This window comes from Myxococcus sp. AB036A, assembly GCF_006547355.1.
Taxonomy (GTDB): Bacteria; Myxococcota; Myxococcia; order Myxococcales; family Myxococcaceae; genus Myxococcus; species Myxococcus virescens.
Map to the genome: position 1 here is coordinate 24,000 of NZ_VHLC01000086.1, position 15,588 is coordinate 39,587.

The following is a 15,588-nucleotide window of genomic DNA, read 5'->3' on the forward strand; positions in this document are numbered from 1 at the left end:
GTGCACGTGCCGCGCGTTGACAGGCGCAACCAGCTCAGGTCGAGTCCTCCCGCATGAGCGCGCCCTTCCGCAGCCACTGGAGCCTGGACCCCGAAGTCGTCTTCCTGAACCACGGCTCGTTCGGCGCCTGTCCGACTGCCGTCCTCCAGCGACAGTCCGAGCTGCGCGCGCGACTGGAAGCCGAGCCGGTGCGCTTCCTCCACCGCGAAATCGAGCCGCTGCTGGATGACGCCCGCGCCGCGCTCGCCACCTTCCTCGACGCGGACGCGGACGACCTGGGCTTCGTCCCCAACGCGACGGCGGGGGTGAGTACGGTGCTGCGCTCGCTGCGCTTCGCCCCTGGCGACGAGTTGCTCACCACCGACCACGAGTACAACGCCAGCCGCAACGCGCTGGACTTCGTGGCGTCGCAGTGGGGCGCCAAGGTGGTGGTGGCGAAGCTGCCCTGGCCGGTGCCGTCCGCGCAGTCGGTGGTGGACGCCGTGCTGCCCCACGTCACCCCGCGCACGCGCCTGTTCCTGGTGGACCACGTGTCCAGCCAGACGGCCCTGGTGATGCCGCTGGAGCAACTCATCGCTGCCCTGCGCGAGCGTGGCGTGGAGACGCTGGTGGATGGCGCGCACGGGCCGGGCATGCTGCCGCTGTCGCTGCGCACGCTGGGCGCCGGCTACTACACGGGCAACTGCCACAAGTGGATGTGCGCCCCCAAGGGCGCCGCGTTCCTCCACGTCCGGCGCGACCTCCAGCCCGCCATCAAGCCCCTGTCCGTGAGCCACGGGCACAACTCCCGGCGGACGGACCGTTCCCGCTTCCGGTTGGACTTCGACTGGACGGGGACGCACGACCCTTCGGCCGTGCTCTGCGTGCCCGAGGTGATTCGCTTCATGGGCGGGCTGCTTCCCGGCGGCTGGCCGGAGGTCATGGCCTCGAACCGGGCCAAGGTGCTGGCGGCGCAGAACCTGCTGTGCGCGCGGCTGGGCACCCAGCCCACCTGCCCCGAGGACATGGTCGGCAGCATGGCCACGGTGACGCTGCCGGACGGCTTCCCCGAAGTCCCCCAGCCCCCGCTCTACGTGGACCCGCTCCACCTGCGCCTGTTCGACGAATACCGCATCGAGGCGCAAATCACTCCCTGGCCCCGTCCGCCGCACCGGCATGTGCGTCTCTCCGCCCAGCTCTACAACACCCCCGCCGACTACCAGGCCCTGGGCGATGCTTTGGAAGCGCTGCTGCGTTGAGTAGGCTGCCGCGCATGTCGCGTTTCGCCACCATCGATGTTGGCAGCAACTCCGTCCTCCTGCTCGTCGCGGAGCGCACCCCTGAGGGCCGTTTCGAGGCCGTGCGGGAGCGCGCGGAAATCACCCGCCTGGGCAGGGGCGTGGATGTGACGCGCAAGCTCTCCGCTGAAGGCATGGAGGCGACGCTCCAGGTGCTGGAGTCCTTCGCTCGCGAGGCGCGCGAGCTGGGCGCGGAAGGCATCGCCGTGTCCGCCACCAGCGCCGCGCGTGACGCGGAAAACGGCGCGGAGTTCCTCGCCGCCGCGAAGGCGCGCGCGAACGTGACCGTGGAAATCATCTCCGGCGCCATGGAGGCGGAGCTGTCCTTCGCCGCGGTGCACTCGGACTTCGCATCGGACGCGGCGGGCCCGCTGCTGGTGCTCGACATTGGCGGTGGCTCCACGGAGTTCATCTACGGCAACCGTGGCGGCCACGTGGACTTCCGCCACAGCTTCGACGTGGGCGCGGTGCGCATGACGGAGCGCTTCGTCGGCGCTGACCCGATGACGTCCGAGGACCGCGCGCGTGTCGAAGCCCACCTGCGCGACACCTTCCGCGCCCTCCCCGCCCCGCCGCCCGGCGCGGCCCTGGTGGGCGTCGCGGGCACGGTGACGACGCTGTACGCCGTGCAGCACGCCATCCACCCATACGTCGCGGAGCAGGTCCACGGCGGCACGCTGTCCGTGGGCCAGCTGTCCGCCCTGGCGGACCGGCTGTGCGCCATGCCGCTGGAAGCGCGGCGTGCCCTGCCCGGCATGCAGCCCAAGCGCGCGGACGTCATCCCCGCGGGCGCCCTCATCTTGCTGGAGTCGGTGAAGGCGCTGGGACTGGATGCCTGCCGCGTCAGTGACAGGGGCCTGCGCTGGGGCCTGCTCGCGCACCGCTTTGGAGCCGGAGCCACCTCTTCATGAACGCCCAACCCGCGGCCTCACCGGCCGCGTCCGCCGTGCCCGCCAGCAACGCGGGTTATGCGCTGCTCATCCTCACCCTCATCAACCTGGTCAACTACCTCGACCGCTACATCGTCGCGGTGGCGCTGCCAGACATCCAGAAGGAATTCGGCATCAACGACACGCAGTCCGGCCTGCTGGGCACCATGTTCATCGTGGTGTTCATGCTGGCCTCGCCGCTGGGCGGGTTCCTCGGGGACCGCTACCCACGGCGGCTGCTGGTGGTGGGCGGCGTGGTTCTCTGGAGCCTGGCCACCGGGGCCAGCGGGCTGGCCACCTCGTTCGGCGCGTTGCTCCTGGCCCGCGCGGTGATTGGCATCGGTGAGGCCGGCTACGGCGCCGTGGCGCCCAGCATCATCTCCGACTTGTATCCGCGCACGCAGCGCACGCGGATGTTGGCGTTCTTCTACATCGCCATCCCCGTGGGCGCCGCTGCGGGCTACGGCCTGGGCGGGTGGCTGACGCAGGCCTACTCGTGGCACGTCGCCTTCTTCGCGGGCGGCGTGCCCGGGCTGATTCTCGGCGCCATGGCCTTCTTCATGCCGGAGCCCCAGCGCGGCGCCATGGATGGGCCAGACGCGCAGGCGAAGCTGCCCTTCATGGTGGGCCTGAAGGGCCTGGCGCGGAACTCGGCCTTCTGGGCGGTGACGGCCGGGTACACGCTGATGACGTTCTCCATTGGCGGCCTGGGATTCTGGATGCCCACGTACCTGGTGCGCGAGCGCGGCCTGGCGCAGGACAGCTCGGGCTTCATCTTCGGCGCGATTACGGCGGTGGCCGGCCTGCTGGGGACGGTGGCGGGCGGCTGGCTCGGCGACAAGCTGGACCGCAAACGCGAGGGCGGCGGACTGTGGATGTCCGGCATCGGCCTGATGCTGGCGGCCCCGTGCATGTACCTGGCGGTGAGCCTGAAGGCCGTGGGCCCCACCTTCGCGGCAATCGCCCTGGCGCAGTTCCTCATCTTCCTCAACAGCGGCCCCATCAACGCGGCCATCGTCAACTGCGTGCCGCCCGCGTTCCGCGCCTTCGCCATGGGACTGAATGTGCTGTGCATCCACCTGCTGGGTGACGCGATTTCGCCCACGCTCATCGGCACCATCGCGGACGCATCCAGCCTGCACACCGCCATCGCGGTGAATGCCCTGCCCGTGCTCCTCGGCGGCTTCGCGCTGCTGCTGGGCGCCCGGCTGTTCCGTGAAGCAGTGCCCCTCGCGCGTCAGGGCTGAGCGGCGGCATCCAGCCTTGGCCGGTACTCGTCGGCCAGGCGCTCCATCTCCAAGGCCAGCCGCTCGCCATCCGCGAGCAGCAGGCCCTTGAGGCGCGCGCGGTTGCCCAGCGTGAAGAACACGCGGATGTCGCGCTGGAGCGACTCCCAGCGCTCGGCGAAGTAGAGGGTGAACAGCGCCAGCGGTGGCACGGCGAGGAAGACGGCCACGGCCAGGAGCGCGCTTCCCCACACCGCCGCGGCGGCTGTCAGCACGCCCCACCACACCAGCGCCACCACGAAGGCGGTGAGGAACTTCACCGTGGCCTGCACGTCCAGTTCGGCGTTTCGGCTGGCGAGCCGAGGCAACTGGTAGGGTAGCCAGAACAGGCCCAGCCCCAGGGCGAACATCGGCAGGCCCAGCACCAGCGCCAGCACGTTCTTCACCACGAAGGGCACCACGTTCCCCGGCCGGTACACGAGCGCCAGGTCCTCCAGCCCCGTCGCCTGCACCAGCGCCATGCGGTGCCGGAAGCCGGCGAGCTGCGCGCGCAGGGACTCGAAGCGCTCCGGCTCCTGGGCGCGGAACATCTGGACGCCGCGCGCCCACAGTCGCAGGCGCTCCGCATCGAGCGCCCCACCCTGCTTGAAGGCGAAGAGCTGCTCGGCCAGCTGCGCCAGTGGGAGGTCCGCCCACTGCTCCAGGTTGAGCGTCACCGCGCGAAGCCCGGTGGCGATGCGCTCGGTGAGGGCGCGGACGGCGTCGGGTTCCGCCGCGGCGTCCGCGGGCAGGAAGGCCTGCACGTCGATGGCGGGCCCCACGTCGATGAGCACCTCGCTGCGGAACACGTGCTTCTCCGCGTAGGTGAGCCCCACGGGGACGATGCGCACCGGAGCCCCCGCCTTCGCCGCGCTCACGGCGATGCGCGCCGCGCCCGTCTTCAGCTCGGCGAGCCCAGGCTCGGAGTGGCTCTTGCCCTCAGGGAAGATGGTGATGGCGCGCCCCTGCACCAGCGCGCCCTTCGCGGCCTCCAGCGTGCCCTCGTTGCCGCCCATCTTCGCCGGGTCATCCTGCTTCCGATACACCGGCAGCGCGTCCAGCCCCTTCAACAGCCAGCCGATGACGGGCATCCGGAACAGCGGCGCCTTCGCCAGGAAGGTCACCTTGCGCCGCGTGAGGATGAACACCAGCGCCGGGTCGATGAGGCCGTTGGGGTGGTTGCCCACGAAGAGCACCGGGCCGTCCGGCTCCAGCGCCGGGGCATTCACCTTCACCCGGTAGAAGAGTCGGAGACACAGCGCCACGACCGCACGCACGCACGCGTAGAACACGGAGGAGACTGTACTCCACGTCTCAGGGATACCGGTCCACCACCTGGATGACGCCGGTGTTGTCCTGCACCACGGAGAAGCCCTTCATCGGACTCGGGTAGGCAATCAGGCCCTCGCCGTCCTTGTCCCAGCGCGAGTCCAGGAGGATGCCGCAAAAGGGCACCGACATCGCCCCGGACTCCGGCAGGAAGATGCGATCATACCGGCCGAAGACGCGGTGCTTCGTCACGTACAGGCGGCCACCGATGCGCGCGCCGGGGAGCTGCTGCTCTCCCTGCTCGCGTGGCAGCGCAATCACGAAGCTGTAGTTGTAGCGCGCCGGGCCCGGGTGGTCCTGGATGGCATCCACGATGACGGGGACCTTGTCCCCGGGCTTCAGGCCCAGGCGCTCCATCTGCAGCAAGGCGCCTCGGGGGCACGTTCCCTCCGGAGGCATCCACTTGGGCCGCGCCGGCCCCTGTGAGGATGCGGAGGTGGTCCGGCAGCCCGCCGCCACCAGGAGCCCCAGGCCCACCACCATCCACCGCGGCCAGCGCATGCGCACCATCGCCTCCCTCAGAACGTCCCGATGCTGAAGTGGAACTGCGTGGTCGCCTCGTTCACCGACTCGTCCGGGTCCAGGTTGAAGCCCACGTCGAAGGCCAGCGGCCCCACGGGCGTCACGTAGCGAAGGCCCGCGCCCGCCGTGTAGCGCAGCCGGCCCGGGTCGAACTGCGTCCGGTCCAGCCACAGGTTGCCCGCCTCGAAGAAGAGCCCCAGGTCCACGGAGGACAGGGCCGGCAGGCGCAGCTCCGCCTTGCCCAGGGTGAAGAGCTCGCCACCCTGGCTCGCGGGGACCTGCCCGGCGAGCACGGCCTTCAGCTCAGCGGAGCACCCCGACGGCGAAATCAGCGCACGGCAGTCACGCAGCCGCTGCTGCAACGCGCCGCGGACGTCCTCCGGCAGCACGCCGTCCTCACGGAAGCCGCGCAGGCTGGACGAGCCGCCCAGGTAGAAAAGCTTCGAGCCAATGGCCTGCGCCTGCTCCTCCAACGGGATGATGGTGCCCGCGCGCGCGGACAGCGCCACACTCGCCCGCCGTCCCAGCGGGATGTAGCCACTGAGGCTGCCCGACAGCTTCACACCGTCGATGGGGTACGCATCCACGCGGTTGCCCGCCACGTCCGTGGGGCGCACGCTCAAGCCGCGGGTGAACTCCGCGCTGGAGACGAACACCACGCCCCGGCGCGGGTTGGCCGGGTCATCCCGGAAGTCGAGCGTGACAGAGGGGCGCAACGAATGCAGCGCGAAGTCGCCGAACGGGTAGCGCAGCCGCTCCCGGTCGGCGCGGTTGAGCAGCTCCAGCACGCCCGCGCGCGAGCGCAGCCGGTTGTTCTCCACTTCGTAGGACAGCGACAGGTTGAGCCACGTCGCCGCCGCCCAGTCCATGGCGGCCGCCGCCGCGAACCGCGAGGACACGTAGGAAGGCCGGTGGATGCGCTCGCCAATGAGGTCCAGGCGGGCGCCGACCTGCAGCGGCAGCAGGAAGAACAGTCGCGGCTGCGCCAGCGCGAGGTTGCCCCGGCCTCCCAGGCCATTGAGCCCCTGGAGCTCCACATCACAGCCCGGAGCGGGACCGCCACCGGGCACCGTCTGCTGGCAGGCGATGCGCCGGTCCCGAGACAGCGCCTCCGCGCTCCAGCCCGCGTAGTTGATCTTCCCGCGCGCCAGCAGGCTGAGCCCCAGCCCGTCCAGGTTGCGGTAGGCCGTGTCGAGCGTGATGCGGGGACCGTCCACCAGGAAGTAGCCACCGGACACCTGGCCATCCAACCGGGGCCGCTCCTGGACCGTCACCAGCACGTCCTTGGTGTCCTCGCGCCGGGTGGGGTCCGCCAGCGCGATGTCCACCTGACGGAACACGCCCAGGCGCGCCAGGCGGCGCTGGCCCTCTGTCAGCTCATCCAGCGCGATGGGCTTGCCCTCCTCCACCGCGAGGTTGGCCAGCACCAGGTCCGGGTCCGTGCGCGTCAGGCCCTGCACCAGAATCTTCCCGACCTTCACCTGCGGGCCCGCGTCCGCGCGGAAGATGACGGTCGCCTGCGTCCCGTCCTCGCCCACGCCCGTCTCCGTGGTGACGCGCGCGAAGAGGTAGCCCTGCCGCCCCAGCTCCTGCTCCAGCGCCTGACGCGAGGACTCCACCGTGTCGAAGCTCAGCGGCGCGCCCTCGCGCATGCGCCGGCCCATGACCCAGGCCGTCAGGCCCGGAGGCACGCCCTCGAAGTCCACCTTCACCAGGCGCGCCTGAGGCCCCTCCTCCACGTCGAAGTCCGCGACCGCCGTGCGCCCCGCGACATCCACCGTCAGGCCCCGGAACGCCACCACCGCGGAGAGGAAGCCCTGCTCGCGGTAGGCCTCGTTCATGGCCTCCACGGCCTCCAGCCACGCGTCCTCCACGTACACGGTGGACGCTGGCGGCGGCGGCGCCACGCCCGGGAGGTCCAGGCCGTGACGTCCCTCGGTGTTCAGCGGGTCGTCGAGCATCCGCAGGTCCAGCTCCGGCCGTGTCATGCCCGCCAGCACCTGCTCCGCGAGCAGCGCGCGCAGCGTCTCCACCGGCAGCCCGCGGTTGCCGTGGAAGCGCACGTCGGCCACGCGCAGCGGGTGCCCCTCCTCCACGTCGAACACCAGCGCCGCCACCTCGCCATCCGGTCGCAGCACCTCGCGCGGCCGCACGCGCACGTCGTGGAAGCCGCGGTAGCGGTAGAAGACCTCCATGCGTCGCGCGAGCCGGCCAGCGACGACCTCGTCCATGGGCTCCGAGACGTCGTGCGCCAGCACGCGCTCCAGCACGCCGTGCGGGAAGTGGCGGTTGCCGTGGAAACGCACCACGTAGCGAGGCCCCGCCATCAGGGGCACCGCCACCGACGCGAAGCTGCCCTCCACCAGCACCGCTGGCGCTCCCACCTGCGCGCGCCAGTAGCCCTCGCCGCGCAGCAAGGTGCGCAGCTCCTCCAGCGAGCTGGACAGGCGCGCCCGGTCGAACACCTGCCCCGGATGCAGCGCCAGCACCTCCAGCAACCGGGACAGCGGCAAGCCAGGGCTGCCGGAGAAGGTCACCTGCCGCACCCGCGTGGGCAGGCCCTCATCCACGGTGAGCACCACCGCGATGCCATCCGTCACCGGCTCCTGCGTCACGGAGACTCTCGTCGAGTCGTACCCCTTGCGCTGATACGCCTGGAGCACGGACGACACCGCGCCCTGCAGCTCCTCGGCGTCCAGCGGCCCGCCCTCCAGCAAGCTGCTGGCCTCCAGCAGCTCTCCATCCGACAGCACGGAGTTGCCTTCGAAGCGCAGCCGCGCCAACCGCGACACGGGCGTGAGCTGGAACATCAGCCGCACCCCGCCTCGCACCGGCTCCGTGCGCGCCACCACGTCCGTGAAGCGGCCCGTGGCCCACAGCCGCTCCACCGAGCGCCGCACCGCGCCCGGAGTCAGCGTCTGCCCCTTGCGCACCGCCACCAGGTCGCTCAAGCCCTGCGCGTCCGCGCCTCCGGACAGGTGCAGCTCCACGGCGATGACCTCGGCGCCGAAGCCACCGCTGTCGTCCGCCTGCGCGCGCGCCGCGCCCGGCACGAGGACGCAGAGCACCAGCGCCAGCACCGCGAGGGCCCGGACTACTCGACCTCCCAGCTCAGCTTCAGCTCGAGCCCGAGGTTTCCAAACGAGGCTTCGTTGTTCTCGTTGTCCCACTGGGCCTGCGCGGAGAGTCGGTCATCGAAACGGTACTCGGCCCGCGCCCGCGTGCCGCGCCCGCTCACGGGTTGCGTCATACCGATTTTAAGCTGCTCGCTCAGGAACTTCGACTCCAGTTGCGCGGTGGGCTCCGCTTGCCGGGTGGCGTCGTTGTAGGTGGTCGAAATCTGCAGGGACAAATCCCTCAACACCGGATTGCTGGGCAGGAAGCGCTGGAGCTGCCGGTCCAGGCCCGACACGTTGAAGAGGGCCTCGGCCGCCAGGCCGGCGCTCGCCGAGGCCGCGGTATCCTGGTCTGACGAGGTGAAACCCAGAGTGAGGAGCGAGACGATGTCGCCCTCCACCAGCGCCGGCTCCGAGGAGAGGAGAATCTGCGGGTCCGACGGCTTGCCGAAGGCGTGCAGCTTCACCACGTACTCGCGCACCTGCGTCTGGGCCTGGACCTCGAAGACCGGGTCGATTTGCGTGGGGTCCTGGAACTCGAGCTGCCCCTGGCTGATGGTGAAGGGGTTGTTCCGGAAGAACGCCTGGCTGCCCTCGGCCAGCTCCACCCGGCCCAGCAGCCCCGGCCGCAGGTCCGTCCCCGTCAACCGCACGTCCCCCAGCAGGCGGGCCTTCGCCAGGTTGTTGTCCACGCGGACGTCGCCGAAGTGGACGTTCACATCCCAGATGACCCAGGGCTTCGGAGGCTCACCGGACAACGAGGACGAGCCCGCCGCCAGGTGGGTGGTGCGCTTCTGCATCGTCTTCAGCAGCGCATCCACGTCCAGCGCCTTCTGGTAGCGCATCTTCACGATGTCCATGCCACCGGTGACGGTGAAGCCCTTGGGCGGACCAATCACCTGGAGCAGGCCGGAGAAGGTCGCGGGCAGGTCCTCCGTGAGCCGGTAGGGCACCTCGTCCAGCTGGATGGTGAGGCCCAGCCGCTGCGGCAGGAAGCGCTCCAGCCGCACGTCGCCGCGCGCGGACACGCGGCCTTCGTTGAGCTGGCCCTGCAGGTGCTCCACCAGCACGCGCTGGCCCGTCATCTCCACGCGCCCGGCCATGTTGCGCACCTGGACCGGCCAGTCCCGCAGCGCCAGCCGCATGTCGAACAGCTCCGCGGAGCCCACCACGGAGGGCTTCTCCAGCGTCCCGGAGGCCTCCGCGTCCACGGTGACGCGCCCGGAGGAGCGCTCCACCATGGCGGGCATCAACGACTCCAGCAGGCGCAAATCCAACCCGCCCCGCAGCGTCACGTTCAGGCCGCGCGGGCTCATCCACCCGCCCAGCGACAGGTCCACGTGCTGCCCCGTGAAACGGAAGGGCTGCACATCCGTCCGCCCGGCCGCGTACGCCAGCACGATGGGGCCCGCGTTCTCCCCGCGCAGGTCGTCGCGGGAGAGGACCAGCCGCTCCACGGTGGCGTTCACCTGCGAGCCCGCGGGCTCCAGGAGCAGGCCCTTGGCGCTCACCGTGCCCGACAGGGCCCCGCTGACGCCCGCCCACAGCGGCGCGTCTGGAAGCAGCGGGCGAATCTCCGGCAACGAGAACGAGCCCTGGGCTTCATAGGGCCAGTTCTCCTGCACCTTCATGCGGATGCGGCCGGTGGCGTCCCGGAAGGGGTGGCCCCACACCTCGAAGTTCTTCCCCACCATGCGCCCGGTGAGGTCCATGGCGCCCAGGTTCCGCTCGGCGAAGGTGACGCGCGGCGCGCGCAGCGTGACGTCCACCACCGGCACGTCGGCGGAGCCCGACACGACGCCGTCCATCACCATGGTGCCCTGGATGCCCATGCGCTCGGCGAGATCCGGGTCCACCGCCTCGGCCAGCGACAGGCCGTCTCCGCCGAAGCGGTAGTCCAGCCCGCCCTCGAACGTGAAGGTGCCCTCCGCCCAGGTGCGGCCCAGCGGCCCCGTGAGGGTGGTGCGCTCCAGCACCATCGCCTTGCCATCCACGAAGCGCAGCCGCGCCGCGCCGTCGCCCATGCGCCGGCCCAGGTAGGTGGTGTCCTTGACGTCGAACGCCACCAGCCCCTCCAGCTTCTCCACGGGGCTGTCCACCTCCACGCGGCCGGTGGCCGTTCCACCCAGCGTGCCCTGCATCACCGCGAGCGACGGACTCAGGCCCGCCACCACGTCCACCAGGTCCTCGTTGCGCCCCTGCGGGACATTCACTTCCAGGCGCAGGTTGAGCAGCCGCCCGAAGGACACGCCCGCCTTGCCGTAGTACTGCGTGCGCCCCTTCTGGCCGGAGAAGGCGGGGAACGTGAGCAGGCTGTCCTTGTAGGCCAGCTTCCCCTGCATCACCCCCAGCGACAGGTTCCAGAACTCGAAGTCGCGGAAGGACAGCCCCGCCTCCACCTTCACGTCCGACGCGGGTCCGCTAATCGCGTAGGTGGCGTGGCCCCGTCCGGCCCAGGGCAGGCCCGCGATGTGGCCAAAGTCCGCCAGGTCCACGTCGCCCTGGCCGTGGATGTCCAGGCCCAGCCCGCCCGCGAGCAGGAGCACGACGTCGCCCGTCACGCGTGAGTGGCCCACCTCCGCGTTGACGTGGCTGAAGGCCACGCGGTCCGCCTGGAGCTTCACCTGCGCCTGCGCACGGGCCTTGTCGAACTCCAGAATCGTAAGGCCGTCCTTCGGCTGCGTGTCGAATGCATGCGTGGCCAGCACGAACTTCCCGGTCCGCAGGTCCAACGGCCCCGACAGGGAGAAGCGCGGCAGCAGGTTGCCGGACAGCCGCGCGTCCAGCGTGGCCGGGAAGTCCACCCAGGAGCCCTTCACCCCCGCCCGGTCCAGGATGCGGCCCAACGACGCGTCCTCCGTCGTCAACGACACCTCCAGCGGGAAGTTCGGCGTGAGCCCCAGCCGCCCTGTCGCGCGCACCTTGCCCGCGCCCACGGGCAGGGTGAGCTCCTCCAGGCGGACGTCTTCACCCGAGTACGACAGGCGCGCGTGCAGGTTCGTCGGGCCGAAGTCCCCGTAGCCCAGGCTGTTGCCCGACAGCTCCAGCGACACCGCGGGAGACGCCACCTTCCCCGCGATGGACACACGCGACCAGAGGTGCCCCGTCGCGGGGCTGGGAATCAGCCGCGCCTGGTAGAGCGCTCGCAGCGGGAGGAACACCTGCGCGTCCAGGGCCAGCCGCGGCGCGCACAGCGAATCCACGCGGCCGGACACCGTAGTGGTGATGTCGTCCAGCGACACCTCGGCGCGCTCCAGCTCCAGCAGGGCCTCGTCCGGGTCCAACGCGCCCGCGACCACCAACTGCCCCAGCGCCAGCTCGCGTCCGTCGGGCCCCAGACGCACCCGGCCCCGCCGGGCCTCCACGTCCAGCTCGATGACGCCCCACTGCTCGTCCCAGCGAACGTCCAGTTCGTCCACCTCCACGCGCCGGCCCTCAGGCAGCGCCAGGCGCAGCTCCGCGCCGGAGATGTCGAGCTTCGCCACGCGCAGGTGCTCGAGCGGCTCCAGGAAGCAGAAGTTGGACTTGGGCTCCGACGGCGACGAGGGCTGCGACAAATCCAGCGCCACGCGCGGCCGGGATGCCTTCACCTGGGCCAGCGTCAGCCGCCCCCGAAGCGGCTGGAAGAAGCCGAGCTGCACCTCCGCCCTGTCCACGGCCACCAGCGGCGAGTCCGTGCCGGGGAGGAACAACGAGAAGCCGTGCACCACTACGCGGGAGCCCAGCGGGTCCAACTCGCAGCGGCCGAGCCCCACGTCCAGGCCCAGCACGTCTGGCAGGTGCCGGCGGCCCAGCGTGCACGCCACCTCCCAGGTCTCCGGCATGCGCAACAGGAGCACGCTCCCCGACAAGACGAGGAGCACCAACAGCAGCGCCCTGCGCGCACCGTGGCGGCCCTGAGAGGACAAAGCCGCTACAGCTTACCCAGCCCTTCGAGGTAGCGGTCGATCTCCGCGAGGTCCACCTTGCTGCTCGTCGTCCTGGGGAGCGTCGACGACGCAGCGCTCGGCCGCTCGGCCGCTTGCCCGGCGGGCGTGTTCACGCCGAGCAGGCCCAGGTTCTTCCCGATGCGATGCACCAGCTCCGCGGACACCGTCTGCTCGCGCGCGAGGAAGGCCTCGAAGAGCGCGTTGTCGCACAGCGTGTTGATGACACGGGGCGAGCCGGACGAGTGCTGGTGTACGGCCAGCAGCGCCTCCGGGCTGAAGGGCATGCGCGGGCAGCCCGCGAGCCGGAGGCGGTGCTTGACGTAGGCCTCGGTCGACTCGGCGGTGAAGGGCTCCAGCCGGTAGCGCATGGCCACGCGCTGCGCGAGCGGCGGGTCCAGCTTCAGGTTCTTTTCGATTTCCGGCAGGCCGAAGAAGACAAAGGAGATGAGCTTGCGCTCCGGCACTTCCAGGTTGAGCAGTCCCCGGAACTCCTCCATCAGCTCGCGCGTCTCCAGCATCTGCGCCTCGTCGATGAGGACGACGGCCTTCTTGCCGGACTCGTAGATTTGGAGCAGCCGCTGGTACAGCTGCGACAGCAGCGCCAGCTTCTCCTGCGCCGGATTCTCCACGCCCAACTGCAGCGCGATGCGGCGCAGCAGCCAGTTGGCGGTGATGCCGGAGTGGATGATGACGAGCAGCGCGGCCTCGTACTCGGACTCCGGAAGCGAGTCGAGCATGCGGCGGGCCAGCGTCGTCTTCCCCGCGCCGATGTCACCGACGAGGATGGACAGGCCCTTCATGTAGCTCACGGCGTGCATCAGCCGGGTGAGCGCCTGCGAGTGCTGCGCCGAGTTGTAATAGAAGCGACTGACGGGAGCGTTGGAGAAGGGCTCCTGGGTCAGCTCGAAGAAGTCCAGGTACGTAGTCATGGGCTCGCCGGACCTCGCGGGGTGCAACTACAGGTAGCCGACCTTGCGCGCCTTGGACGCGCCAGCCGCTGGTATCGGAGTGGTGGGCGCCGCGGCCCCCGCGGGTGCGGGCGGACTGCTGGTGGCCTGGGCCCCATTGCCAGAAGGCGTCGGAAGCGGATCCTCCACCGGCGCCACGGAAGCCGCAAGCCGGGACACGTGCCCGGCGACATCGCGGTACTTCCCGTCCATCGCGGCCACGCGCTGGTAGTGGAAGAGCGCCTTGCCCGCATCCCCCTGGGCCTCGTAGGCCGCCGCCAGCTCGAAGCCGAGCGCCTTGGCCGCCTCGCCCGTGGCGTGGGGGTTGCCCAGACCCTCGCGGAAGGCCTCCACGGCCGCGGAGGCATCGCCGCGCAGCAGTTGGAGCATGCCCATCATGGTGATGCAGTCCAGCTCGCGCTTGCCGCCCGCGCTGCCCTGGCGGGCCACGTCGAACTCGTGGAGCGCGTCGTCGAGCAGGCCCATTTCCTTGTACGCGATGCCCAGGTCGTAGTGCGTGTCCACGTCCTCGGGCTTCACCACCTTGGCCAGGCTCTTCTTGAACTCGGAGAAGACCTCCTCCACCGAGTACTGGAAGTCCTCTTCCGCCGGCAGCGCCGAGGCCCCGGCGTCATCGCCGAAGTTGTCAATCTCCCCGGCCAGCTCCGCCGCGAGGTCGAACGCGTCGCGCTCGCCCGTGGTCTCCTCGGCGTCCTCGTAGCCGTCCGTGACGGGCTGCACGCTCGGAATCTGCGCCGGCTCCGCGGCCGCATCCTCCTGCTCCGCGCCGCCTCCCGCCTCCGCCGCTTCCAGCCGCTCCATCAGCTCGGCTGCGCGCGCGTGGCCCGGGAAGGCAATCATCACCGTCTCGAGAATCTCGCGCGCCTCTTCCAGCAGCCCCTGGTCGAGGAAGAACGACGCCTCGTCGCACTCCTCCGCCGCGGGCTCCTCTTCATCGGCGGCGGCCTCGACTTCCGGCTCGGCCTCGACTTCCGGCTCGGGCTCGGGTTCCGGCTCGGGCTCGGGTTCCGGTTCGGGCTCGACCGCGGGCTCCTCGTAGGCGATGGGCTCGGACAGCTCGTCCGCGGACAGCTCCGGCGCATCCTCCACGAAGGACTCGTCGTCCACCGCCACGATGGCGTGCGAGGCCGTGGGCTCCTCGAACTCCATCGGGTCGCCCAGCGAGGGGGCCCCGAACGGGTCCTCGTCCAGGTCGGCGGCCGTCAACGGCGCGGCGCCCACGCGCGTGGGCACATTCTCCAAGTCCAGCGGTGGAGGCGCCTCGTCGTCCAGCGTAGGCACGTCCAGCGAGTCCAGCGTGGGAACCTGGAGCGTGTCCGGCGAGGCCTCTTCGAGCAGCGCCTGCGTGGGCGCATGCATCTGCGTGGGCTGCGGCTCGTCGTCGTCCCCGAGCGACAGCGCCTCCATGGACGTGGCAACGCCGTCGTCCACCAGCGACTCGTCGTCGAGCGAGTACGCCGCCGCGGCAGCCAGGTCATCATCGCTGGAGGCGACGAGCGGCTCGTCATCGGTGACGCTGAGGCCCGGCTCGTCGGACAGCACCAACGGGTCGTCGTCCGTCACCAGCGTCTCGTCCACCGACGCCGCCGCCAGGTCCTCCGGATCGGGCGTGCCGTACACCTCGAACTCACCCGAAGTGATGGCCTCGCCCACCAGCGCCTCTTCGCTGATGACGGCGGAGTCGCTGTCCTCCTCGATGACCTCGTCCGAATCGCTCGAGGGCAGCGTGGTCAGCGCCAGCTCGTCACCGGGCGGGTGCAGGAGCGCGTCTTCCGGCGGCGGCGCGACGAGAATCTCGTCGTCGCTGGAGTCCACCAGGATGGCGTCCTCGCCCACCGACTCCACCACGGACACCGTCGGCGCGGCGACCACGGGCCCCGTCGTGCGCAGCACGGACAGGAACGCGGGCACCTCGGGATGGGCGGGATTCTCCTGGAGGATGGTGGCCAGGTACGGCTGCGCGCGCTGCACGTCGGCCGTGCGCGTACACAGGCGGAGCACGTTCAGCAGCTGCTCCGACGCCTGGGCCATGTTCCCGGACGCGACGTAGATTTGATACGCCTTCTCGTGGGCGTCGAGGTTCTCCGGCTCGACGGAGAAGACCTTGCGCAGGTGCTCCAGCGCTTTGTCGTGGAGCCCGTACTTGACGTAGACGTCCGTCTCCGTGAGCAGCTTGGAGAGCTGCTCGCGCCCCATCCCCGCCGGAGCGGGAGGTGCCACGGGCGCCGGCGCTGCGGTCGCGGGCTGGGGTGC

General features: G+C 70.7%; 9 protein-coding genes. 3 read left to right on the top strand and 6 right to left on the bottom strand.

Annotation, left to right across the window (positions count from 1 at the left end):
• The first annotated feature begins 53 nt into the window (after positions 1-53).
• From FL344_RS28420 to FL344_RS28430, 3 genes are read left to right on the top strand one after another with little or no spacing between them, the layout of a single operon-like run.
• Positions 54-1,238, top strand: coding sequence for an aminotransferase class V-fold PLP-dependent enzyme (locus FL344_RS28420; protein WP_141620738.1), 1,185 nt, complete (start codon positions 54-56; stop codon positions 1,236-1,238).
• A 14-nt stretch (positions 1,239-1,252) separates the two neighbouring features.
• Positions 1,253-2,188, top strand: coding sequence for a Ppx/GppA phosphatase family protein (locus tag FL344_RS28425; RefSeq protein WP_141620739.1), 936 nt, complete (start codon positions 1,253-1,255; stop codon positions 2,186-2,188).
• Positions 2,185-3,453: an MFS transporter gene (locus FL344_RS28430; protein ID WP_141620740.1), complete on the top strand. Its 1,269-nt coding sequence runs from the start codon at positions 2,185-2,187 to the stop codon at positions 3,451-3,453. Before FL344_RS28425 ends, FL344_RS28430 begins: the two co-directional genes overlap by 4 nt.
• Here FL344_RS28430 and FL344_RS28435 read toward each other — a convergent pair.
• The 6 genes from FL344_RS28435 to FL344_RS28460 all read right to left on the bottom strand — a co-directional run.
• On the bottom strand, positions 3,444-4,763 hold the full coding sequence (locus tag FL344_RS28435; protein WP_141620741.1) for a lysophospholipid acyltransferase family protein: 1,320 nt from the start codon (positions 4,761-4,763) through the stop codon (positions 3,444-3,446). The two genes, FL344_RS28430 and FL344_RS28435, sit on opposite strands and share 10 nt — an antisense overlap.
• A gap of 22 nt (positions 4,764-4,785) precedes the next feature.
• Positions 4,786-5,301 (bottom strand): hypothetical protein, encoded by a 516-nt coding sequence (locus tag FL344_RS28440; RefSeq protein ID WP_225888082.1) that lies wholly within the window; start codon positions 5,299-5,301, stop codon positions 4,786-4,788.
• A 17-nt stretch (positions 5,302-5,318) separates the two neighbouring features.
• Positions 5,319-8,402, bottom strand: a complete 3,084-nt coding sequence (locus FL344_RS28445; protein WP_141620743.1) for a POTRA domain-containing protein — start codon at positions 8,400-8,402, stop codon at positions 5,319-5,321.
• 14 nt (positions 8,403-8,416) lie between these two features.
• Entirely contained in the window at positions 8,417-12,346 is a 3,930-nt protein-coding gene (locus FL344_RS28450; RefSeq protein ID WP_141620744.1) for a translocation/assembly module TamB domain-containing protein, read from the bottom strand.
• A 5-nt stretch (positions 12,347-12,351) separates the two neighbouring features.
• Positions 12,352-13,296: an ExeA family protein gene (locus FL344_RS28455; RefSeq protein ID WP_141620745.1), complete on the bottom strand. Its 945-nt coding sequence runs from the start codon at positions 13,294-13,296 to the stop codon at positions 12,352-12,354.
• 27 nt (positions 13,297-13,323) lie between these two features.
• On the bottom strand, positions 13,324-15,588 hold a 2,265-nt coding region (locus FL344_RS28460; RefSeq protein WP_141620746.1), incomplete at its 5' end, for a tetratricopeptide repeat protein.

Excerpts from the sequence above, each read along its gene's own strand:
- FL344_RS28430 (WP_141620740.1), top strand. The coding sequence starts at position 2,185 with ATGAACGCCCAACCCGCGGCCTCACCGGCCGCGTCCGCCGTGCCCGCC.
- FL344_RS28425 (WP_141620739.1), top strand. The coding sequence starts at position 1,253 with ATGTCGCGTTTCGCCACCATCGATGTTGGCAGCAACTCCGTCCTCCTG.
- FL344_RS28455 (WP_141620745.1), bottom strand. The coding sequence starts at position 13,296 with ATGACTACGTACCTGGACTTCTTCGAGCTGACCCAGGAGCCCTTCTCC.
- FL344_RS28440 (WP_225888082.1), bottom strand. The coding sequence starts at position 5,301 with ATGCGCTGGCCGCGGTGGATGGTGGTGGGCCTGGGGCTCCTGGTGGCG.
- FL344_RS28420 (WP_141620738.1), top strand. The coding sequence starts at position 54 with ATGAGCGCGCCCTTCCGCAGCCACTGGAGCCTGGACCCCGAAGTCGTC.